Here is a 22,966-nt window from a genome sequence, read left to right as displayed (position 1 = left end):
GGCTGACATGACGCAACACACATTTCCCTGTATCGACGGCCATACCTGCGGCAATCCGGTACGGCTCGTTACCGGCGGCGCGCCGCTGTTGAAGGGCGCGAACATGCTGGAAAAGCGCGCGCATTTTCTGGCGGAATACGACTGGATCCGCACCGGTCTGATGTTTGAGCCGCGTGGGCACGACCAGATGTCGGGCGCGATCCTTTACCCGCCGACGCGGGATGATTGCGACATCGCGGTGCTGTTCATCGAGACCTCGGGCTGCCTGCCGATGTGCGGCCACGGCACCATCGGCACCGTCACCATCGCGCTTGAGAACGGGCTGGTCACCCCCGCCACCCCCGGCCAATTGCGCCTTGAAACCCCTGCCGGGCGGGTCGATGTGACCTACCGGCAAGAGGGGCGTTTCGTTGAAGAGGTGCGCCTGAGCAACGTGCCCGCCTTCCTCCACGCCGAAGGGCTGACGGCAGAGGTCGAGGGTTTGGGCGAAGTGGTGGTCGATGTGGCCTATGGCGGGAACTTCTATGCCATCGTCGAGCCGCAGAAGAATTTCCGCGATATGGCGGATTTCTCGGTCTCCGAACTGGTCGGTCTTAGCCCGAAACTCCGTGCCGCGCTCAATGCGAAATATGAGTTCATCCACCCCGAACACCCTGCGATCAACGGGCTGAGCCATATCCTCTGGACCGGCGCCCCCCGCGCGGGAGAGGCCCATGCCCGCAACGCGGTTTTCTACGGTGACAAGGCGATCGACCGCTCGCCCTGCGGCACTGGCACCTCGGCGCGGATGGCTCAGCTTGCGGCCAAGGGCAAGCTGAATGTGGGCGATGATTTCGTGCATGAATCCATCATCGGCTCCATGTTCAAAGGCCGTGTCGAAGCGGCGGCAGAGGTGGCGGGCAGGCCCGCGATCATCCCCTCCATCGCCGGTTGGGCGCGGGTGACGGGCTTTAACACCATTTTCATTGACGAGCGTGACCCCTTCGCGCACGGCTTTGTCGTCACCTGAATTGGAGGGGCACCCCATGGCGCAAATCATCGTTCCCGCCGCGGCCCAAGGCGCGGTGCTGGCTTCCTCTGAGGGGCTGAGTTTCTGGGGCGGCGTCGATCCGGCCACGGGCAAGGTCATCGACGCGCATCACCCGCTCTGCGGTCAGTCGCTGGCGGGGAAGATCCTGCTCATGCCCACCAGCCGCGGCTCCTGCACCGGCAGCGGCGTGCTGCTGGAACTGGCGTTGAACGGTCATGCCCCTGCTGCCCTCGTGTTTCGTGAGGCCGAAGACATCCTGACCCTAGGCGCGTTGATCGCGGGCAAGATGTTCGACAAGCCGCTCGCGGTGCTGCGACTCGGGGCCGAGGATTACGACCTGCTCGCCAAATCCCGCAGCGCGCGGATCACGCCTGAGATGCTCAGCACCGATGACTGGGATCTGCCCCTGTCGGACAGGCCCGCCCGCGCCCTGCATCTCACCGCCGAGGATCAGGCGATGCTGGACGGGGTCGAAGGCAAGGCCGTGCAACTGGCGATGGAGATCACCTGCACCATGGCGCGGGGGCAGGGGGCCGAGCGGCTGGTCGATGTGACGCGCGTGCATATCGACGGCTGCATCTACGCCAGCCCCGCCAACCTGCTCTTTGCCCAGACCATGGCCGATATGGGCTCGAAGGTGCGTGTGCCGACGACGATGAATGCCATCTCGGTCGATCACGGCAATTGGCGCGCCCAAGGCGTGCCGCCGGACTTCGGCCTGCCCGCCAGCCGTTTGGCCGACGCCTATGTCACCATGGGCGCGCGGCCCAGTTTCACCTGTGCGCCCTACCAATTGCCCGCCCCGCCCGAACGCGGCGAGTTCATCGCATGGTCGGAGTCCAACGCGGTGATCTATGCCAATAGCGTGCTTGGCGCGCGGACGGTGAAACATCCCGATTTCCTCGACCTGTGCATCGCGCTCACCGCGCGCGCACCGCTCTCCGGGGTCTATCTGGAAGAACATCGCGCCCCGCGCCGGGTGATCGAGGTGGAACTGCCCGTGCAATATGACGAGGCGATCTGGCCGATGCTGGGCTGGCTTGCGGGGCAGGCCGCCCCGGACCGGATCCCGCTTTTGCGCGGGTTGGAGGGGGCCGCCCCGAATGAGGATGATCTCAAAGCGCTCTGCGCGGCCTTTGGTACCACCTCCGCGGCCCCAATGCTGCATGTCGCCGGGATCACACCCGAGGCCGATCTGCCCCCTGTCGCAGAGGCCGATACCGTTCGCCTCACAGCCGATGACCTGCGCCGCGTTTGGCGGCAGTTCAACGCCGGAGCCGCGACGGTTGACCTCGTGGCCTTTGGGAGCCCACATTTCTCTCATGCCGAATGCCGCGCGCTCGACACCGCCCTCGCCGGGCGCAAGCGCCATGCCGACACGGCGGTGATCGTGACGCTTGGCCAAGACACGTTACAAGCGGCGCGCGATGACGGCACCGTGGCGCGGCTCGAGGCGGCGGGCGTGCAAGTCGTGCCCGATATCTGCTGGTGTTCGATCTCCGAGCCGGTCTTCCCGCCCTCGGCCAAGGTGTTGATGACGAACTCCGGTAAATACGCCCATTACGCCCCCGGACTGTCGGGCCGGGATGTGCGCTTTGGCAGTATCGCGGACTGTGTCGAGGCAGCCGTGACCGGGCAGGCCGGGGAGGCTTTGCCGCCATGGCTGGCCGAAGAGGAAACAAGCAATGCGTAGCAGCAAGACGGTTCATGTGATCTCGGCCCATGCCGAGGGTGAGGTGGGCGATGTGATCGTGGGCGGTGTCGCCCCGCCGCCGGGCGAGACGCTGTGGGAGCAGAGCCGCTGGATCGCGCGGGATGAAACCCTGCGCAACTTCGTGTTGAACGAGCCGCGCGGCGGGGTGTTTCGCCATGTGAACCTGCTGGTGCCGCCGAAAGACCCCCGCGCCGATGCGGCCTTCATCATCATGGAGCCGGAGGACACGCCTCCGATGTCCGGTTCCAATTCGATCTGCGTCTCGACCGTACTGCTCGACGGGGGCATCCTGCCGATGACGGAGCCTGTGACGGAGCTAACCCTCGAAGCGCCGGGCGGGCTGGTGAAGGTCCGCGCCGAATGTCGCAATGGCAAAGCGGAGCGTATTTTCGTGCAGAACCTGCCAAGCTTCGCGGCGCGTCTGGATGTGCCGCTTGAGGTCGAAGGGCTGGGCACGCTCACCGTCGATACCGCCTATGGCGGCGACAGTTTCGTCGTCGTCGATGCCGCCGCAATGGGGTTTTCGCTGGAAGCGCATGAGGCCCATGACATCGCGCGGTTTGGCGTGCGGATCACCGATGCGGCCAATGCGGCGATGCGGTTCGACCACCCTGAGAACCCTGATTGGCAGCATTTCTCTTTCTGCCTGTTCGCCGGTCCGGTGACCCGCGATGAGGCCGGCCTGCGCGCCGGGGCGGCGGTCGCGATCCAGCCCGGCAAGGTGGACCGCTCCCCCACTGGCACAGCGCTTTGCACGCGGATGGCCCTGCTGCACGCGCGGGGGGAAATGGGGCTGGAGGACAGTCTGACCACCGTGTCGCTGATCGGGTCGACCTTCACGGGGCGTATCTTGGGCGAGACGCAGGTGGGCGAACATATGGCCATCCTGCCGGAACTGTCGGGCCGGGGCTGGGTCACGGGCATCCACCAACATATGCTCGACCCCGATGACCCTTGGCCGGGCGGCTACCGCTTGTCCGATACTTGGGGCGCACGCGGCTAGTCGCGCCCGTTGCCACGTTGAACCCCGCCGCCCGGGGCAGACCGGGGGCGGGGGCCAATCTTCACAACCTCGCGCCGCCTCGGCGCGAAGCCGCCGTGTTTGGCTGACGCGAGGCAACGTCTTGCATGTGCTCTTCGTTTTCGATTGATTACTTTTCAATCAGAACACGAACTTTCAAACAACGGAGAGTCACCATGAAGCTACGCACGACACTCGCCTCCTCCGCATTGGCGCTAAGCCTTGCGTTTCAGGCCCAGGCCGCCGATGTGCCCGAGGGCGTGAATCTTGCCGAAGATCAGACCTATACCTTCTGGCTGCTCGACGCGATCAAGTCGATGGACCCGCAGATCAACACCGACGTCGAAGGCTCAGATGTGCTGCGCAACCTCTTCGAGGGGCTCTACAACGAGGACGGCAACGGTGAGCTGGTCCCCGGCGTCGCGCTCGACCACGAAGTTTCGGAAGACGGCAAGACCTACACGTTCAACCTGCGCGACGACGCCAAGTGGTCCAACGGTGAGCCGGTCACCGCGAACGACTTCGTCTATTCCTGGCGCCGTCTGGCCGACCCGGCGACCGCCTCGGAATACGCCTGGTACATGGAGTTGATGCAGGTCCAGAACGCGCCCGAGATCATCGCCGGGGACAAATCCCCCGAGGAACTCGGCATCCGCGCCATCGACGACCACACGCTTGAGGTCAAGATCACCACGCCGCTGCCCTATTTCCCGCAGATGCTGGTGCACGGCTCGACCTTCCCCGTGCTGCAAAGCGTGGTCGAGGAACATGGCGACGACTGGACCGATGCAGGCACGCTTGTCGGCAACGGCGCCTATACGCTGGTCGAACACCAGCTGGGCGAGCGTGTCGTGATGGAGAAGAACGACACCTATTGGGACGCCGAGAACGTGGTGATGGAAGAGATCATCGCGCTGACGATCAACGACGTGAACCAAGCCCTGACCCGCTATCTGGCCGGTGAGCTGGACCGCGTGGACATCCCCGCCGGGCAGTATCCGCGCCTGAAGAAAGAGTACCCCGAACAGGCGGTCTCGACCCCCTATAACTGCTCCTACATCTACATGCTGAACGTGGGCGACAAGGGGCCGGAGGCGCTGAAAAACGTCAATGTGCGCAAGGCGCTGGCCTATGCCATCGACCGCGACATCATCGTCGATCGCATCCTGCAGGGCGGCCAGAAGCCTTCGTACAACTGGACCCACTGGGCGATCGCCGACTTCGAGCGGCCCGAGCTCGACTGGGCCGACAACATGGACCAAGCGCAGCGCGTGGAGAAGGCCAAGGAGCTGCTGGCCGAGGCGGGCTACGGCCCCGACAACCCGCTGGATCTGACGTTGCAGTACAACACCTCGGAAGATCACAAGAAGATCGCCATCGCGGCCTCGCAGATGCTCAAGCAGATCGGCGTGAACCTCACGCTCGACAACTATGAGTGGAAGGTCCACACCGACCGGATGCAGAACCAAGACTACGACATGGCGCGTTATGCTTGGTGCGGCGACTACAACGAGGCGTCGACCTATCTCGACCTCATGACTTCCTATTCGGGCCACAACAACGGCGAGTTCTATAACGACGCTTATGACAAGCTCATGAAGGACAGCAAGACCGCCGAAGATCCGCAGCCGCTTTATCAAGAGGCGGAGAAGATCTTGGCCGAGGAAATGCCGATCATCCCGATCTACCATTACGCGAACGTTGACATGATCGCGGAAGACATCGAAGGTCTGCCCGAGAACAACGTGAACAACACTTGGTACGGCAAAGACCTCTACCGTACCGCAGAGTAACCTCTCGACATTCGGGCAGCCCGGCGGTTATGGCACGGGCTGCCCGATTCTATTCTACACCCCCACAAACCCCGTATTCGGAGCGCGCGCCTCTTGCTCAGTTACATCCTCAAGCGCCTTGCCATCGCTATTCCGACGCTTCTGGTCTTGATCGTCATCTCTTTCCTGCTGATGCATTCCGCCCCCGGCGGCCCCTTCACCTCGGAGCGCGAGTTGCCGCCGCAGGTGCTGGCGAACCTCAATGCGAAATACGGGCTGGACGATCCGCTGTGGAAGCAGATCACCTCCTACGTCTGGGGCATCGTCACCGAGTTCGATTTCGGGCCGAGCTTCGTCTACAAGGACCGTTCGGTGAACGAGATCATCGCCCAAGGTTTCCCGATCACGCTGACCTACGGCCTTTTGTCCTTCGCCGTGGCGGTCATCGTCGGCGTGGGCCTCGGCGTCGCCGCCGCCGTGCGGCACAATACGGTACTGGACTATGCCGCCGTCGGCGTCTCCATCGGCGCGCAGGTGCTGCCGAACTTCGTGATGGCGCCGATCCTCGTGCTGGTCTTCACGCTCTGGCTGGGCTGGCTGCCGGGTGGCGGCTGGCAGGGGCCGGAATATTGGATCATGCCGGTGATCGCGCTGTCCACGTCCTTCATGGCTTCGATCGCGCGGATCACGCGCTCCTCGATGCTGGAAGTGCTGACGTCGAACCACATCCGCACCGCCCGCGCCAAGGGCCTGCCCGAACGGCGGGTGATCCTGCGCCACGCGCTGAAACCTGCGATGCTGCCGGTGATTTCCTACCTCGGGCCGGCCTTCGTGGCGATGATCACCGGCTCCGTGGTGGTCGACATCTATTTCTCCACCGGCGGCATCGGCAAGGCCTTCGTCGATTCGGCGCTGAACCGCGACTACGCGGTGATGATGGGGGTGACGATCCTCGTCGGTGCGCTGACCATCTTCTTTAACCTCGTGGTCGATATCCTTTACGGGTGGATCGACCCCAAGATCCGGTACTGACATGGTGATGACATCCGAACAACGGGTCGAGGCCACCGAGATCGCCGCCAAGGGCCGCTCCCCCTGGGCTGACGCGCGGCGGCGGTTCTTCCGCAACAAGGCGGCGCTGATGGGGCTGGTGATCCTCGGCTTCGTCGTGGCCTTCGCACTCTTTGGCAACAGCCTCGCGCAATGGTCGAACGAGGAACTCGACTACAACGTCATGGGCCAGATCGCCGAACTGGGCGGCCCATCGATTGAGAGCGGCCATTACTTCGGCACTGACGATCTGGGCCGCGACCTCTTTGCACGCACCGTGCAGGGCACGCAGATCAGCCTCGCCGTGGGCCTCGTCGGCGCGTTGATCGCCTGTGTGGTCGGCACGCTCTACGGCGCGGTGGCGGGCTATTTCGGCGGGCGGACCGACAGCATCATGATGCGGCTCGTCGATATTTTCATGGCCGTGCCTTACATGTTCGTGCTGATCCTGCTGCTGGTCATGTATGGCCGGTCGATCACCATTCTCTTCGCCGGCGTCGGCCTGATCTCTTGGATGGAGATGGCCCGCATCGTGCGCGGCCAGACCCTGACCATCAAGGGCCGCGAGTTCGTCGAGGCCGCCCGCGCCACCGGCGTCTCGGCCCCGGTCATCATCCTGCGCCACATCGTGCCCAACCTGCTGGGCGTGATCGCCGTCTATGCCACGCTGCTGGTCCCGCTGATGATCCTCACGGAAAGTTTCATCTCTTTCCTCGGCCTTGGCGTGCAGGAACCGCTGACCTCCCTCGGGGCGCTGATCTCCGAAGGCGCGGGCACCATCGCCTATGGCACCACCTGGCAGTTGGGCTTCCCGCTGCTGTTCTTCTGTCTCACGCTCTTCGGCCTGTTCTTCATAGGCGACGGGCTTCGTGACGCGCTCGACCCCAAGGATCGCTGATGTCTCTGCTGGAAATCGACAAGCTCAACGTCACCTTCGAGGGCGACGACGGACCCGTTCACGCGGTCAACGACCTGTCGCTCTCGATCAACCGGGGCGAGACCCTCGGCATTGTCGGCGAAAGCGGCTCGGGCAAATCGCAGACCGCATTCTCGATCATGGGACTGCTAGCGCCCAACGGGCGCACCGGTGGGTCGATCCGTTTCGACGGGCAGGAAATCCTCGGCGCCAAGCCCAAGGTGCTGAACAAGATCCGGGCCGAGCGCATCGCGATGATCTTTCAGGACCCGATGACCTCGCTCAACCCCTACATGCGGATTTCCGAGCAGATGGCCGAGGTGCTGACCCTACACCAGGGACTATCGAAGCGCGACGCACTGGCAGAATCGGTGCGGATGCTGGACGCGGTGAAAATTCCCGCCGCCAAGGAGCGTATCCGCCTCTTTCCGCATGAGTTCTCCGGCGGGATGCGCCAGCGGGTGATGATCGCCATGTCGCTGCTGTGCAAGCCGGACCTGTTGATCGCGGACGAGCCGACCACCGCGCTCGACGTTACCGTGCAAGCGCAGATCATGGACCTCTTGGGCGATCTACAAAAGGATTTCGGCATGGCCACGATCCTCATCACCCATGACCTCGGCGTCGTGGCGGGCTTCTGCGAGCGGGTGCTGGTGATGTACGGCGGCCGGGTGATGGAGCAGGGCCCGACCGAGCCGCTCTTTGCCGAGCCCACGCATCCCTATACCCGCGGCCTTTTGGCCGCCGTGCCGCGCGTCGATGACGAGGACGCCACCATGAAGGCGATCCCGGGCAACCCGCCAAACATGGCCGCGCCCCCCGAGGGCTGCCCCTTCCGCCCGCGCTGTGATTACGCCGGCGAGGATTGCCGCGTGATGCCGCCGCTCGCACCCTTCGACGGCGCCCGCGCCCGCGCCTGCCACCGTCCCATCGCGGAGGTCACCGCATGAGCCCGCTTCTTTCGGTCCGCGACCTGCACGTCAAATTCCCGATCACCCGCGCCGGCGACATGCCTTGGACCAAGCCGCGCCTGCTCCACGCGGTGAACGGCGTCAGCTTCGATCTCGAGCCCGGCAAGACCCTCGGCGTCGTGGGCGAATCCGGCTGCGGCAAGTCCACCCTTGCGCGCGGGTTGATCCAGATGGTTCCGGCCGAGGGTCAGGTCATGTGGCAGAGCGAGACAGATCTCCTGTCGCTCTCCCCGCGCCGGATGAAGCCCTACCGGTCCGAGATCCAGATGGTATTTCAGGACCCGCTCGCCTCGCTCAATCCGCGTATGACGCTGGGGCAGATCATCGCCGAGCCGCTGAAGACCCACCGCCCCGACGTGCCCGCCCGCGAGCGCCGCGCCCGGGTGGCGCAGATGATGGAGCGCGTGGGCCTGCTGCCGCAGATGATCAACCGCTACCCGCATGAGTTCTCCGGCGGCCAGTGCCAGCGCATCGGCATCGCCCGCGCGTTGATCGTGGAGCCGAAGCTCCTGATCTGCGACGAGCCGGTTTCGGCGCTCGATGTCTCAATTCAGGCGCAGGTGATCGAGCTTCTCAAAGAGTTGCAGCGCGATCTGGGGCTCGCGATGATCTTCATCGCCCATGACCTCAGCGTGGTGAAAAACATCTCGGACGAGGTCATGGTGCTCTACCTTGGCCGCGTGATGGAGAAGGCACCGAAGGCGCAGCTCTACGACGACCCGCAGCATCCCTACACGCAGGCCCTGCTTTCCGCCGTGCCGATCCCCGATCCGATCGCCGAGCGCGCCAAGCAGATCGTGCCGATGTCGGGCGACATGCCCTCACCGATGAACCCGCCCTCGGGTTGTGTTTTCCGTGGCCGCTGCCCGCGGGCGCAGGCGGATTGCGCGCAGGTGGTGCCGCAACCGGGCGAGTCGCTGCATCGAGTCGCTTGCATTCACCCCGGCCCGTTGCAAGCCAGCGAGACCGCGGCGCAGTAAGTCTTCGGTCGGTTTCGATACGAGAATTCTATAACATTCAGCCCCTTAGGGGCGGTTTGCGTTCGCCACCGCCCCGCCCTATTCCCGAAAAATGATATACGTCTATCAAAAATGATTGACGTATATCAAAATATCCCCCTAGATAGGCCCCGAGATGCGCAGGCTGGGAGGGTCGGCGCGCAGGGGAGGGGCCATGACAAGTCCGACGTTGAGCGATGTCGCACGCGCTGCCGGAGTGAGCTATGCCACCGCGGACCGGGTGATCAACAACCGCGGCAACGTGGCGGAAAAGTCCATCGCCAAGGTGCGCGAAGCGGTCGCGGCGCTTGGCTATGTGCGCAATGTCGCGGCGGCGAACCTGTCACGCGGGCGGGTCTACCGGCTCGCTTTCCTGATCCCCCGCGGCTCCAACGCCTTTTTCAACCGCATCCGTCAACACATCGACCATACCGCCGCCCATCAGGCCACCGAACGCGTCACCGCCGAGGTGATCGAGGTCGCGGCCTTCGCCGTCGAAGGGCTGCAAGACAGCATCTCGGACCTGCTGGCACGGGATTTCGACGGTGTCGCCATCGTCGGTTTGCAAAGCGCGGCGCTTGAGGCACCTTTGGCCGCCCTGCGGGACAAGGGGGTGGCCGTGGTGGGCCTCGTCTCCGACCTGCCGCAGGCCGCCCGCGCCGCCTATATCGGGATCGACAACATCGCCGCCGGGCGCACGGCGGGCCGCATGGTGGGGCTTGCCCATGGCGGGCAGGGCGGACGGGTGCAGACCTTTGCAGGCTCGCTGGACGCGCGCGACCACGCAGAGCGTCTGACCGGCTTTCGCGAAGTGTTGCAGGCCGATTTCCCGCAGGTTGAATTGCTGGATCCGATCATGACGAAGGACGACGCGCAGGTGCTGAACGCGCAGACGCGTCAGGCGCTCGGCCAGATGGAGCTGACAGCACTTTACAACGTGGGCGCGGGCAACAGCGGGTTGATCGCCGCCCTGCAAGAGGGGCAGGGCACACGGCCCTTCTGCGTGGTGCATGAACTGGTCGCGCATTCGCGTCAGGCGCTGCTTGATCGGCATATCGATCTGGTGATCGACCAGCGCCCAGATGTCGAGATCAACCGCGCCTTCACCGTCTTGCGGGCGCTGATCGACCAAAAGGAATTGCCGCCGATGCCGGACCTCGTGCCGACGATTTATGTGCGGGACAATCTGCCCGCCGACACATTGACCGATAAGATGAAGGCCAAGATAGATGACTGATTTCTTTAAAGATATAAAGCCCCTCACCTATGATCCCGAGGGGGCCGATCTGGCCTTTCGCCACTACAACCCTGACGAGATCGTCATGGGCAAACGGATGGAAGACCACCTGCGCTTTGCCGTGGCCTATTGGCACTCCTTCGCATGGCCGGGCGGCGATCCCTTTGGCGGGCAGACCTTCGATCGCCCGTGGTTCGGTGACACGATGGATTTGGCAAAGCTCAAGGCCGATGTGGCCTTTGAGATGTTCGATCTGCTGAACGCGCCCTTCTTTTGCTGGCACGATGCCGACATCCGCCCCGAGGGGGACACATTCGCCGAAAGCCTACGCAATTTCGAAGAGATCATTGATTATCTCGGCACCAAGATGGAAGGCTCCAAAACCAAGCTGCTTTGGGGCACGGCGAACCTTTTTGGTCACCGGCGCTTCATGTCGGGCGCGGCCACCAACCCCGACCCTGAGATTTTCGCTTGGTCCGCCGCCACGGTCAAAGCCTGCATGGATGCGACCCATAAGCTGGGCGGTCAGAACTACGTCCTCTGGGGCGGGCGCGAAGGTTATGAGACTCTGCTGAACACCGATCTGAAACGCGAACGCCAGCAGGCCGGGCGCTTTTTGCAGATGGCGGTGGAATACAAACACAAGATCGGCTTCAAGGGCGCCATTCTGGTTGAGCCCAAGCCGCAGGAACCGACCAAACACCAGTATGATTTCGATGTCGCCACGGTCTATGGTTTCCTCAAGGAGTTTGGGCTGGAGAACGAAGTTCAGATGAACATCGAACAGGGCCATGCGATCCTTGCAGGCCATTCGTTCGAGCATGAACTGGCGCTCGCCGCATCCTTGGGGATTTTCGGCTCGATCGACATGAACCGCAACGACTATCAATCGGGCTGGGACACGGATCAATTCCCCAACAACGTGCCCGAAGTGGCGCTGGCCTATTACGAGGTGCTGAAGGCGGGTGGTTTCACCACCGGCGGCACCAATTTCGACGCCAAGCTGCGTCGGCAATCGCTCGATCCGGTCGATCTGGTCGCGGCCCATGCGGGCGCGATGGATGTCTGCGCGCGGGGCTTCAAAGCCGCCGCAGCCATGCTGGAGGATGGCACGATTGAGGCCATGCGCGCCGAGCGCTACGCGGGGTGGGAGACGCCCAAGGCCAAGGCGATGCTGGAGGGGGATCTGGCCTCAATCGCCGCGCAGGTCGTCCAAGACGGCATTAACCCGCAGCCCCGCTCGGGCCGGCAGGAAATTCTGGAGAACATCGTAAACCGGTTCGTTTGAGCCGGGGAAAGGGAGGAACATTATGAAGACGATCAAGGGACCGGCGCTGTTTCTGGCGCAATTCGCGGGCAATGAGGCGCCCTTCAACTCTTGGGACAGCATCACCAAATGGGCCGCCGATTGTGGCTACAAAGGCGTGCAAGTGCCCAGTTGGGACGCGCGGCTGATCGACTTGGCCAAGGCCGCGTCGAGCAAGGATTACTGCGATGAGTTCAAGGGCAAGGCGGTCGAAAACGGCGTGGAGGTGACCGAGCTTTCGACCCACCTTCAGGGTCAGTTGGTCGCCGTGCATCCGGCCTATGACACGGCCTTTGACGGCTTCGCCGTCGAAGAAGTGCGCGGCAATCCCAAGGCGCGGCAGGAATGGGCGGTCGAGCAGGTCAAATTGGCGCTTTCGGCGTCCAAGAACATGGGGATCGGGGCGCATGCGACCTTCTCGGGCGCTTTGGCTTGGCCCTATGTCTACCCTTGGCCGCAGCGCCCGGCGGGGCTGATTGAGACGGCCTTTGACGAACTCGCCGCGCGTTGGCTGCCGATCTTGAACCATGCCGAGGATTGCGGTGTCGATGTCTGCTATGAGATCCACCCCGGCGAAGACCTGCATGATGGCATCACCTATGAGATGTTTTTGGAGCGTACGGGCAATCACGCGCGCGCTAACATGCTCTATGACCCCAGTCACTACGTCCTGCAATGTCTTGATTACATTGATAATATCGACATCTACAAAGACCGGATCAAGATGTTCCACGTCAAGGATGCCGAGTTCAACCCGACGGGCCGTCAGGGGGTCTATTCGGGCTACCAAAGTTGGACAGACCGCGCCGGGCGGTTCCGGTCGCTGGGTGACGGGCAGGTTGATTTCGGCGCTGTCTTTTCCAAAATGGCGGCGAATGATTTCGATGGCTGGGCCGTGGTGGAATGGGAATGTTGCCTCAAGCACCCCGAAGACGGGGCGCGTGAGGGGGCGCAATTCGTCTCAGATCACATCATTCGCGTGACCGACAAAGCCTTTGACGACTTCGCCGATGGCGGCACCGATGAGGCGGCAAACCGCAAAATGCTGGGGATCGACTGATGGCACGTATTCGACTTGGCATGGTGGGCGGCGGCAATGACGCCTTTATCGGCGGGGTCCACCGCATCGCCTCGCGCATCGACGACCGGTTCGATCTGGTCGCGGGCGCGCTGTCTTCGACCCCCGAGAAATCCGCCGCCAGTGCGGAGGCTTTGGGCATCCCGCGCTCCTACGGCAGTTTCGAAGAGATGGCCGAGGCCGAAGCCGCCCGCGAGGACGGGATCGAGGCGGTTTCGATCGTCACGCCCAACCACGTCCATGCTACTGCCGCGAAGGCGTTCTTGGCCAAGGGCATCCATGTGATCTGCGACAAGCCCCTGACCTCCACGCTCGAGGATGCGGAGGCGTTGGCGACCAGCGTCGCGGAGGCCGAGGCGCTGTTCATCCTCACCCATAATTACACCGGCTATCCGATGATCCGCCAAGCGCGGGCCATGGTGGCGGCAGGCGATCTGGGCGAGATCCGCATTGTTCAGGCGGAGTATCCGCAGGACTGGCTGACCGCGCCGATGGAGAACGAAGGCGTCAAACAGGCCGAATGGCGCACCGATCCCGCACGCTCGGGCGCGGGCGGTTCGGTGGGCGATATCGGCACCCATGCCCATAACCTCGCCTGTTTTGTCAGCGGTCTGGAGGTCGAAAGCCTTGCCGCCGATCTGCAAAGCTGGGGCGCGGGGCGCAAGCTGGATGACAACGCCCATATGATGCTGCGCTTCGCCGGTGGCGCGCGCGGCATGCTGTGGTCAAGCCAAGTGGCCCCGGGCAATGAGAACGCGCTGAAACTGCGTATCTATGGCGACAAGGGTGGTTTGGAATGGTCGCAAGAGGATCCTAACTACCTGTGGTTCACGCCCTTGAGCGAGCCGAAGCGTCTGATCACCCGCAACGGGGCAGGGGCGTCTGAGGCGTCGCAATCGGTAAGCCGCATTCCCGGCGGCCACCCCGAAGGGTACCTCGAAGGGTTTGCCACGATCTATAACGAGGCCGCCGATGCGATCCGCGCCGTGCAGGGCGGGGCGAGCCGCGAAAGCGCCATGGGCGTGCTGCCGGACATCACGGCGGGCATGGCGGGGATGCGTTTCATCAACGCTTGTGTCACCTCCTCGGCCAATGATGCGGCGTGGACCAAGCTATGAGTGCCACCCCCGTTCTTGCCCTGCGCGACGTGAGCAAGAGCTTCGGCTCGATCGAAGTGCTGCACGGCGTGACCCTCGCGCTAGAGCCGGGGACCGTGCATGCGCTGATCGGTGAGAACGGGGCGGGCAAATCGACGACGATGAAGATCATGGCGGGCTATCAACTGCCCTCCAAAGGCGCTGTCGAACTTGACGGTGCAGCGGTCCGTTTCGACAGTCTGCACGAGGGCGAGATGGCCGGGATCGTGATGATCCACCAAGAGTTCAACTTGGCGGAGCAGTTGACTGTTGAGCAGAACATCTTTCTGGGCCGCGAGTTGAAACGCGGGCCGCTGCTCGACAAGGCCGAGATGCGGCGGCGCACGCGGGACTATCTTGATCGGGTGGCCTGCAACGTCTCTCCGGATGCGCTGGTCTCGCGCCTGTCGAATTCCGACAAACAGATGGTCGAGATCGCCAAGGCCCTGTCGCGCGATGCGCGGGTGTTGATCATGGATGAGCCGACGGCGGTGCTGACCAAACGTGAGACCGATGTGCTGTTCAAACAGGTCGCGGCCCTGCGCGCGGCGGGGACGGCGGTCTTGTTCACCTCGCATAAATTAGACGAAGTGGCCGAGATCTCGGACCATGTCACCATCATGCGCGATGGCGCGGTGGTGCAATCCAGCCCGACCTCTGAGATCACCGAAGACGAAATGGCCACCGCCATGGTGGGCCGCGATGTCTCTGACCTCTACCCCGCCAAACCCGGCGTGGAGCGGGGCGCGCCAGAGGTGCTCTCGGTCGAAAACCTCAGCGTGCCGGGCTTTGCCAGCAATGTGTCCTTTTCGCTGCGACAGGGGGAGATCCTCGGGCTGGGCGGGCTGATCGGCTCTGGCCGGACCGAGGTGATGGAGGGCCTTGCCGCGCTGCGCCCGGCGAGTGCCGAGCGCGTCACCCTCTTTGGGGAGCCGGTACAGTTCAAGCGGCCAAGCGACGCGCAACAGGCCGGGCTGTGCTATCTGACCGAAGACCGCAAGCTGCGCGGTCTGCTGCTGGAACGCGGCATGCGTGAGAACCTGACCCTGCAAAACCTGCATAAATTCGGCGGCTTCCTGATTGATCGCAACGCAGAGGAAACCGCCCTGACCGAGGCCATTGGCGAGTTCGACATTCGCGCGGGCAGCCGTGATGTGCGTGTGGGCAATATGTCTGGCGGCAACCAGCAAAAGCTGTTGCTGGCCAAGATCATGCTCTCCGAGCCGCGCATCCTGATCGTCGATGAACCCACCCGCGGCATCGACATCGGCACCAAGCAGCAAATCTATGCCTTCCTGCGCAAACTGGCCGATCAGGGACACGCCATTATCGTGATCACCTCCGAGATGCCCGAACTCATCGGCCTTGCCGACCGCGTGATGGTTATGCGTTTGGGCGAGGTCAGCGGCACGCTGAACGCGGGCGAGATCACGGAAGACGCGATTGTCCGCCTCTCGATGGGCCTGCGCGCTGAACAAATGCCGATGACGGCCTAAGGAAACCGAAGATGACAGATGTAACCACACCTCAAACCAAAAGCTTCCGGATGCCGTCGATGTCTGTCCTTGGGCCGATCATCGCGCTGATCGTTCTGCTGCTGATCGGCACGGCGCTGAATTCCAACTTCCTGAGTGCGGCGAATATCACCAACGTCCTCGCCCGCTCGGCCTTTATCGGGATCATCGCGGTGGGCATGACCTTTGTCATCACCGCGGGCGGGCTTGACCTGTCGGTGGGGTCGATGGCGGCCTTTATCGCGGGGCTGATGATTTTGGTGATGAACGCCGCCTTGCCGAGCCTCGGTGTCGGCGTGCCGATCATCCTCTTGGGCATGTTCACGGCCATCGTCGCGGGGCTGCTGGCGGGGCTGTTGAACGGCTTTTTGATCACCGCCCTCGGCATCGAAGCCTTCATCGTCACGCTCGGCTCCATGGGCATTTACCGCTCGCTGGTGACTTGGCTGGCGGATGGCGGCACCCTGTCGCTGGATTTTGGTCTGCGCAGCTTTTACCGGCCCGTCTATTTCGACGGCATCCTAGGGATCAGCTGGCCGATCATCGTCTTCGCACTGGTGGTCATTATTGGTGAGATCATCATGTCGCGCAGCGTCTATGGCCGCCACTGCGCCGCCACCGGGTCGAACGAACATGTGGCGCATTATTCCAACGTGAACGTCAATCGCACGCGGCTGATCTCCTACGCCGCCTTGGGCATCTTGGTGGGCATTGCCACGATCATGTATGTGCCGCGCCTTGGCTCGGCTTCGGCGTCGACCGGGGTGCTGTGGGAGCTGGAGGCGATTGCCGCCGTGATCATCGGTGGCACCGTGCTCAAGGGCGGCTTTGGCCGGGTCTGGAGCACCGTCATCGGCGTGCTGATCCTCAGCCTGATCGGCAATATCCTGAACCTGACCGATTTCGTATCGCCCTATCTCAACGGCGCGATCCAAGGGATTATCATCATTCTCGCTGTAATCCTACAGCGCGAAAGGAAGACGGCGCTTTAAGCCGTAGTTGAACGCTTCATGGGAGGAGCAAATATGACATTTACCAAAACATTTATTGCCACCGCGCTGGCCACGGCTGTTGGCACCGCCGCCTTTGCCCAAGACACCAAAGTCATCGGCGTGTCGATCCCGGCGGCGACCCACGGCTGGGCGGGGGGCATGAACTTCCACGCCAAGGAAACCGTCGAACGTCTGGAAGAGGTCTATTCCGATCTCGACTTCGTTCTCGCCACCGCGTCGGACCCCGGCAAACAGGTGAACGACATCGAAGACATGGTCGCCACGCGCAACATCGACGCGCTGGTGGTGCTGCCTTTTGAATCCGACCCGCTGACCCCGCCGGTGCAAGCCGTTGCCGACAGCGGTGCATGGGTTACCGTGGTGGACCGTGGCCTTTCCGTGGAAGGCATCCAAGACCTTTACGTTGCGGGCGACAACAGCGGCTTTGGCAAGGTGTCGGGTGAGTTCATGGCCCAGCAAATGCCCGATGGCGGCGACATCGTCGTGCTGCGCGGCATCCCCACCACCATCGACAACGAGCGTGTCGAGGGTTTCAACGCGGCGATCGAAGGCTCCGGCATCAATGTGCTCGACATGGAGCATGGCAACTGGAACCGCGACGACAGCTTTACCGTGATGCAGGATTTCCTGTCGAAATACCCCAATATCGACGCGGTTTGGGCCTCAGACGACGATATGGCGATTGGCGTGCTGGCCGCGATCGAAGCGGCGGGGCGTGACGATGTGAAATTCGTGCTCGGCGGGGCCGGTATGAAAGAGATGATCAAGCGCACCGCCGATGGCGATGAGATGATCCCGGCCAATGTGACCTACCCGCCGTCGATGATCGCCACCGCGATTGAGCTGACCGCCGTGGGCCTCACCTCCAACGCGCCGGTCTCGGGCACTTTCGTGATCGGCTCGGTGCTGGTGACGCAAGAGAACGCGATGGATTTCTACTATCCCGACAGCCCGTTCTAATGGCCAAGGCCACCGGCAGCCTGCCGGTGGCTCCCTCTCATTTGTGAAGTAACGAGTACCGCATGACCTATCTCAGCTTGGACCTTGGCACCTCGGGCGTCAAAGCGCTTTTGATCGACGAAGGCCAACGGCCCTTGGCCGAGGGTCATGCCCCATTGGAGGTTCAGCGCCCGCACCCGATGTGGAGCGAGCAAGACCCCCATTCATGGATCACCGCCTGCGAGAGCGCCATCGCCGAGGTCCGCGCCGCGGCCCCGGAGGCATTCGCGGCGCTGCGCGGCATTGCCGTCTCGGGCCAGATGCACGGCGCTACGCTGCTGGATGCCAACGATCAGCCCCTGCGCCCGGCGATCCTGTGGAACGATGGCCGCGCCCATGCCGAATGCGCGGAACTGGAAGAACGGGCCGATTTTCGCGGGCTGGGTGGCAATATCGTCATGGCGGGCTTCACCGCGCCCAAGCTGCGATGGGTGCAAAAACATGAGCCCGAGATTTTCGCGCAGGTCCGCAAGGTCCTGCTGCCCAAGGACTATGTCGGTCTTTGGCTGACGGGGGAGCATGTCTCGGAAATGTCCGACGCGGCGGGGACACTCTGGCTCGACGTGGAAAAACGCGATTGGTCGGATGAACTGCTCGCCGCAACGGAGCTTAGCCGCGATCACATGCCGCGATTGGTCGAAGGCAGCGCGCGGGCGGGCGGGCTTCGGGCCGAACTTGCCGCTCAGTGGGGTGTCGGCAACGTCACTGTCGCGGGCGGCGCGGGGGACAATGCCGCCACCGCCGTGGGGCTGGGGCTGGTGCAGCCGGGGCAGGGGTTTCTGTCGCTCGGCACCTCTGGCGTGCTATTCACCGTGACCGGCCGTTTCGCCAGCAACACCGAAAGCGCGGTGCATAGTTTCTGCCACGCGGTGCCGAAGACCTGGCACCAGATGGGGGTGATCCTATCGGCCACCGACGCTTTGACATGGCTGGGTCAGATCACGGGGCAAAGCCCGGCGGCGCTGGCGGGCATGGTTCAGGACCTGCAACAGCCTTCCGCGATCACCTTCCTGCCATACCTCTCGGGCGAGCGGACGCCGCATAACGCCCCCGATGCCGCCGGGGCGTTCCACGGGCTGCGCCGCGGGCATGGGTTGCCGGATATGGTGCAGGCGGTGATGGAGGGGGTCGGCTTCGCCTTTGCCGACTGCTGTCGCGCCCTCGACCACTGTGGTTCCTTGCCCGAACGGGTCTGCGTGGCGGGCGGCGGCAGCCAGTCGGAGACATGGTTGCAGATGATCGCTAACATCACCGGGCTGACCCTCGATGTGCCAGAAAGCGGTGCGCAGGGCGCGGCGCTCGGCGCGGCGCGGCTGGCGATGCTGGGCTATGGAGAGGCGGCGGAGGCCGAGGTGATCCGCCCCCCGAAGATACGCAAAAGCATCGCGCCCAACTCCGCGCTCACCTCGGCCTATGCGGAACGCTATGCCGACTTCCGTGCGGCTTGGGAACAGCGGCTGAGGCAGTAGGCATCAAGCGCAAGACCGGCAAAAAAGGGGCGGCCATCAGGCCGCCCCCGTCTTATCACATCCCGGCAATCACCTTGTCCAAGGTGGCGGGATAGTCGCGCACCCGCACGCCGGTGGCGTTGTAGATTGCATTGGTGATCGCTGCCGCCGCGCCACAAATGCCCAATTCGCCGATCCCTTTGGCCTGTAGCGGGTTGGCCCAATCGTCCCGCTCTTCCAACAGATCGACGGTCAGCTGCGGCACATCCGCGTTCACCGGGATGTGGTATTCCGCGAGGTTGTGGTTGGCCACATGGCCGTCACGTGGGTCAAAGGCCAGCTCCTCGGTCAGTGCGATGCCGATGCCAAAGGTCATACCCCCCAGACATTGCGACCGCGCCGTCTTGGCGTTCAGGATTCGCCCGGCGGCAAAGGTGCCATGCATCCGCCGCACCCGCGTCTCGCCCGAGGCGGCATGCACAGCGACCTCGGCGAAATAGGCCCCGAAGGTGGCCTGCCGCACCGCCTCAGAAGTATCGCCGGGCTGGACGTGACCCACTTTGGCAATCTCATCCCCGTTCAGGATATCGCTCAGGCTGCGGGTCTGGTTGTCAAAGGTCGCCATGCCGTCCTTGAGCATGAGATCGCCTTCTTCCACCTCCAGCCTTGCGGCGAGCTGTCTGCGGATCGCCTCGCAGGCCAGATAGACCGAGGTGCCGCTCGACGACGCGCCCCATGACCCGCCTGAGCCCGAAGCCGGGGGCAGGGTGGTATCGCCCAAGACCACATCGACCGCATCGCGCGGCAGGCCCATCATATCGCCTGCGATTTGGCCCAAGATCGCATAGGTGCCGGTGCCGATATCGGTCATATCCGTTTCGACCCGCAGGCGGCCATCGGGCATCAGCGTCACGCGGGCTTGGCTCTCCATCAACACGTTCACCCGTGCGGCGGAGGCCATGCCATAGCCGATCAGCCATTCCCCCTCGCGCCGGCCCTTGACGCCGGGGCGGTCGGCCCAGCCGAATGTCTCGGCCCCGCTGTCAAGCGCCTCTCGGAAACGGCGGGATGAGAACTCCTTGCCACTCTCGGGGTCCTTCTCGGGGATGTTGCGGCGGCGAAGCTCGACAGGGTCCATGCCGATCTTATCGGCCAGTTCATCCATCGCGCCTTCGAAAACGGTGACGCCCACCGCCTCGCCCGGCGCGCGGACGGAGCCTGCGCAAAGCCGGTGCACCCGCGCCAAATCCATCGACATCTTGCGGTTCGCCCCGGCATAGAGGAAATGCGACGCCTGCAAGACCGGCTCGGCAAAGCTCTCTCCGGGCAGGTTGGACACCCGCGCGTCATGGCCCAGCCCGGTCAGGCGACCTTCGGCATCGGCGGCAAGGCGCACCCGCTGCGTGGTTTCGGACCGGCGCATCGTCGCCTCATAGACCTGCTGGCGGTGCAGCGCGACAGAGACCGGGCGGCCCACCTCTTTCGCGGCAATCGCCGCCGCGACGGCCTCGGGCGCGATGCCGAGTTTCGACCCGAAGCCGCCGCCGACATAGGGCGACAGGATGCGCAGCCGGTCGGGGTGGATGCCCAAGGCATCGGACAGTTCATTGCGGTTGTATTTCAGCATCTGATAGCTGCCGCGCAGGGTCAGGTCTTCCCCGTCCCATGAGGCGATTGAGGCATGCGGTTCCATCGGGGTGCTGGAATGCGACGGGGTGGTGTAGGTCACATCGACCGAGAAAGCGGCCTGAGCCATCGCGCCCTCCAGATCGCCCTGATCCAGCGTTTTCGCCTCTTGAGGTTCAACCGCCGCCGTTGCGGGATCGACCGGCATGACCTCGCCGTTTTCCAATTCCACCTTCAGCGATTGTGCCGCATGGCGGGCTTGTTCGAACTCTTCCGCGACCACCACCGCGATCAATTGCCCGAGGTAGGCGGCCTCTCCCGGCCCTTGAATCGGCGCTTGGTTCGCGGTGCCTTGGGCCGGGTTGCGCAGCAGGCGCGCGTCTTGGATCACGGCCAGCACGCCCGGCATATTCGCCACGGCATCTCGGTTGGCCAAGACCACGCGGCCACTATTGCCCGGCGCGCGGACCATGACGCCATGCACCATGCCTTCGACCTGCCATTCGTTGGCATAGGTCGCCGTGCCGCTCACCTTCAGCGGCCCCTCGGGGCGGTCCAGCGGCGCGCCGACAAGCCCCTGCGCCATATCGTCCAACCTGCGGGCGGTGGCAGGCGCGTCCATCTTGAATTGCTCGGTCATTGCTGGGCCTCCGCGGTAAGTTCATTGAGCACCGACACCAGCGTGCGGCGGGCGAGGGGGATTTTGAAATCATTCGCGCCATAGCCTTTGGCCTCTGCCAGCAGCAGATCGGCGGCTTTGTTGAAAAGGTCTTCGGAAGGCGCGTTGCCGGTCAGCAGATCCTCCACCTCGGCATTGCGCCAAGGTTTCGGCGCCAGCCCGCCAAAGGCCAGATCGGCACGGGTGATCCGCCCGTCTTCCATCTCGACGATCCCGGCGACCGAGACGAGGGCAAAGGCATAAGAAGCCCGGTCCCGCACCTTGCGGTAGGTCTGTTTGCCCGTCACAGGCGCGGGCAGCACCACGGCGGTGATCAATTCGCCCGGCTCAAGAACGGTCTCTTGATCTGGCCGCTCTCCGGGCAGCAGGTAAAGTTCATCCAGCGTCAGCCGACGTGTGCTGCCGTCTTCTTTCAGCGTCTCCACCTCGGCCCCGAGCGCCCGCATGGCCACGGCCATGTCGCTGGGATGGGTGGCGATGCAATGCTCCGAGGTGCCCAAGACGGCGAGGATGCGGTTAAACCCCTCCTTCGCCGAACAGCCCGTGCCCGGCTCGCGTTTGTTGCAGGGCATGGCGCGGTCGTAGAAATACAGGCAGCGCGTGCGTTGCAGCAAATTGCCGCCAGTCGTCGCCTTGTTGCGCAACTGCCCGCTGGCCCCGGCCAGCAACGCACGGCTCAGCACCGGCCAGCCCTTGCGCAGGCGGGCGTCATTGGCCAGATCGCTGTTGGTCACCAAGGCGCCGATGCGCAGCCCGCCGTCTTCGGTCTCTTCGATCTCGCCAAGGTCGAGCCGGTTGATGTCGATCAGCGTCTCGGGGGTCATGACCTCCAGCTTCATCAGATCGAGAAGGTTGGTGCCCCCGGCGATGAAGGTGCCACCGCTGGCCGCTTGGCGCGCGGCGGCTTCGGTATTCTCGGCGCGGGTATAGTCGAATGGTCTCATGCGCTTTCTCCCGCCGCTTTTCGGATCGCCTCGACGATATTGGGATAGGCCGAACACCGGCAGAGGTTGCCGCTCATCCGTTCCGAGATCTCTTCCGTCGTCAGCGCGGGCTTGCCGCTCAGGTCATCGGTCACATGGCTGGGCCAGCCCTCTGCGATCTCTTCCAGCATCGCGGTGGCCGAGCAGATTTGCCCCGGCGTGCAATAGCCGCATTGGAACCCGTCTTCGCTGACAAAGGCTTCTTGCAGCGGGCTGAGGTTGCCGGGCGCTCCGATGCCTTCGATGGTGGTCACCTCATCACCGTCATGCATACAGGCCAATGTCAGGCAGGCGTTGATCCGGCGGCCATTCACCATGACCGTGCAGGCGCCGCATTGCCCGTGATCGCAGCCCTTCTTGCTGCCGGTCAGTCCAAGATGGTGGCGCAGCGCATCCAGCAGCGTCGTGCGGGGATCGAGATCCAGCCGCTGCTTCGTGCCATTGATGGTCAGATTCGTTTCCACGGCAATTTCCT

General features: G+C 63.6%; 19 protein-coding genes. 16 read left to right on the top strand and 3 right to left on the bottom strand.

The features are described 5' to 3' along the window. Positions 1-7 precede the first annotated feature (7 nt). From ACGYLD_RS14025 to xylB, 16 genes are all read left to right on the top strand, one after another. On the top strand, positions 8-1,009 hold the full coding sequence (locus ACGYLD_RS14025; RefSeq protein WP_271694021.1) for a 4-hydroxyproline epimerase: 1,002 nt from the start codon (positions 8-10) through the stop codon (positions 1,007-1,009). Between the two features lie 16 nt (positions 1,010-1,025). Next, positions 1,026-2,723 (top strand): aconitase family protein, encoded by a 1,698-nt coding sequence (locus ACGYLD_RS14020; RefSeq protein ID WP_271694020.1) that lies wholly within the window; start codon positions 1,026-1,028, stop codon positions 2,721-2,723. Continuing rightward, entirely contained in the window at positions 2,716-3,747 is a 1,032-nt protein-coding gene (locus ACGYLD_RS14015; RefSeq protein ID WP_271694019.1) for a proline racemase family protein, read from the top strand. The genes ACGYLD_RS14020 and ACGYLD_RS14015 overlap by 8 nt, the downstream gene beginning before the upstream one ends. A gap of 194 nt (positions 3,748-3,941) precedes the next feature. Further along, complete coding sequence (locus ACGYLD_RS14010; RefSeq protein ID WP_271694018.1) at positions 3,942-5,558, top strand: peptide ABC transporter substrate-binding protein; 1,617 nt, start codon at positions 3,942-3,944, stop codon at positions 5,556-5,558. A 93-nt stretch (positions 5,559-5,651) separates the two neighbouring features. Beyond that, entirely contained in the window at positions 5,652-6,569 is a 918-nt protein-coding gene (gene oppB / locus ACGYLD_RS14005; protein ID WP_271694017.1) for an oligopeptide ABC transporter permease OppB, read from the top strand. Position 6,570: 1 nt separating this feature from the next. Then, positions 6,571-7,485, top strand: coding sequence for an ABC transporter permease subunit (locus tag ACGYLD_RS14000; RefSeq protein WP_271694016.1), 915 nt, complete (start codon positions 6,571-6,573; stop codon positions 7,483-7,485). Next, a complete protein-coding gene (locus ACGYLD_RS13995) occupies positions 7,485-8,453 on the top strand; it encodes an oligopeptide/dipeptide ABC transporter ATP-binding protein (RefSeq protein ID WP_271694015.1) in 969 nt (322 codons plus the stop codon). The genes ACGYLD_RS14000 and ACGYLD_RS13995 overlap by 1 nt, the downstream gene beginning before the upstream one ends. Next, complete coding sequence (locus tag ACGYLD_RS13990) at positions 8,450-9,454, top strand: ABC transporter ATP-binding protein (protein ID WP_394402895.1); 1,005 nt, start codon at positions 8,450-8,452, stop codon at positions 9,452-9,454. Before ACGYLD_RS13995 ends, ACGYLD_RS13990 begins: the two co-directional genes overlap by 4 nt. Positions 9,455-9,647: 193 nt before the next feature. After that, on the top strand, positions 9,648-10,709 hold the full coding sequence (locus ACGYLD_RS13985; RefSeq protein ID WP_394402893.1) for a LacI family DNA-binding transcriptional regulator: 1,062 nt from the start codon (positions 9,648-9,650) through the stop codon (positions 10,707-10,709). Next, complete coding sequence (gene xylA, locus ACGYLD_RS13980; RefSeq protein ID WP_271694012.1) at positions 10,702-11,997, top strand: xylose isomerase; 1,296 nt, start codon at positions 10,702-10,704, stop codon at positions 11,995-11,997. Before ACGYLD_RS13985 ends, xylA begins: the two co-directional genes overlap by 8 nt. 22 nt (positions 11,998-12,019) lie before the next feature. Further along, positions 12,020-13,075 (top strand): sugar phosphate isomerase/epimerase, encoded by a 1,056-nt coding sequence (locus tag ACGYLD_RS13975; protein ID WP_271694011.1) that lies wholly within the window; start codon positions 12,020-12,022, stop codon positions 13,073-13,075. Then, entirely contained in the window at positions 13,075-14,211 is a 1,137-nt protein-coding gene (locus ACGYLD_RS13970; RefSeq protein WP_271694010.1) for a Gfo/Idh/MocA family protein, read from the top strand. The genes ACGYLD_RS13975 and ACGYLD_RS13970 overlap by 1 nt, the downstream gene beginning before the upstream one ends. After that, entirely contained in the window at positions 14,208-15,725 is a 1,518-nt protein-coding gene (locus ACGYLD_RS13965) for a sugar ABC transporter ATP-binding protein (protein ID WP_271694009.1), read from the top strand. Before ACGYLD_RS13970 ends, ACGYLD_RS13965 begins: the two co-directional genes overlap by 4 nt. Positions 15,726-15,736: 11 nt before the next feature. Continuing rightward, positions 15,737-16,735 (top strand): ABC transporter permease, encoded by a 999-nt coding sequence (locus tag ACGYLD_RS13960; protein ID WP_394402890.1) that lies wholly within the window; start codon positions 15,737-15,739, stop codon positions 16,733-16,735. 33 nt (positions 16,736-16,768) lie between these two features. Beyond that, a complete protein-coding gene (locus ACGYLD_RS13955; protein WP_209219132.1) occupies positions 16,769-17,716 on the top strand; it encodes an ABC transporter substrate-binding protein in 948 nt (315 codons plus the stop codon). Between the two features lie 62 nt (positions 17,717-17,778). Further along, positions 17,779-19,224 (top strand): xylulokinase, encoded by a 1,446-nt coding sequence (xylB, locus tag ACGYLD_RS13950; protein WP_271694007.1) that lies wholly within the window; start codon positions 17,779-17,781, stop codon positions 19,222-19,224. Positions 19,225-19,279: 55 nt separating this feature from the next. On the opposite strand, the gene ACGYLD_RS13945 is transcribed toward xylB, so the two are convergent. From ACGYLD_RS13945 to ACGYLD_RS13935, 3 genes are read right to left on the bottom strand one after another with little or no spacing between them, the layout of a single operon-like run. Next, positions 19,280-21,469 (bottom strand): xanthine dehydrogenase family protein molybdopterin-binding subunit, encoded by a 2,190-nt coding sequence (locus ACGYLD_RS13945; RefSeq protein WP_271694006.1) that lies wholly within the window; start codon positions 21,467-21,469, stop codon positions 19,280-19,282. Beyond that, complete coding sequence (locus ACGYLD_RS13940; protein WP_271694005.1) at positions 21,466-22,452, bottom strand: xanthine dehydrogenase family protein subunit M; 987 nt, start codon at positions 22,450-22,452, stop codon at positions 21,466-21,468. The genes ACGYLD_RS13945 and ACGYLD_RS13940 overlap by 4 nt, the downstream gene beginning before the upstream one ends. After that, positions 22,449-22,955: a 2Fe-2S iron-sulfur cluster-binding protein gene (locus ACGYLD_RS13935; protein WP_082852032.1), complete on the bottom strand. Its 507-nt coding sequence runs from the start codon at positions 22,953-22,955 to the stop codon at positions 22,449-22,451. The genes ACGYLD_RS13940 and ACGYLD_RS13935 overlap by 4 nt, the downstream gene beginning before the upstream one ends. Positions 22,956-22,966 lie beyond the last annotated feature (11 nt).

The organism is Sulfitobacter sp. 1A12056, assembly GCF_043558125.1.
Lineage (GTDB): Bacteria > Pseudomonadota > Alphaproteobacteria > Rhodobacterales > Rhodobacteraceae > Sulfitobacter > Sulfitobacter faviae.
Note: the sequence above shows the minus strand (reverse complement) of the source record. Positions and strands in the feature narration are given on the sequence as shown.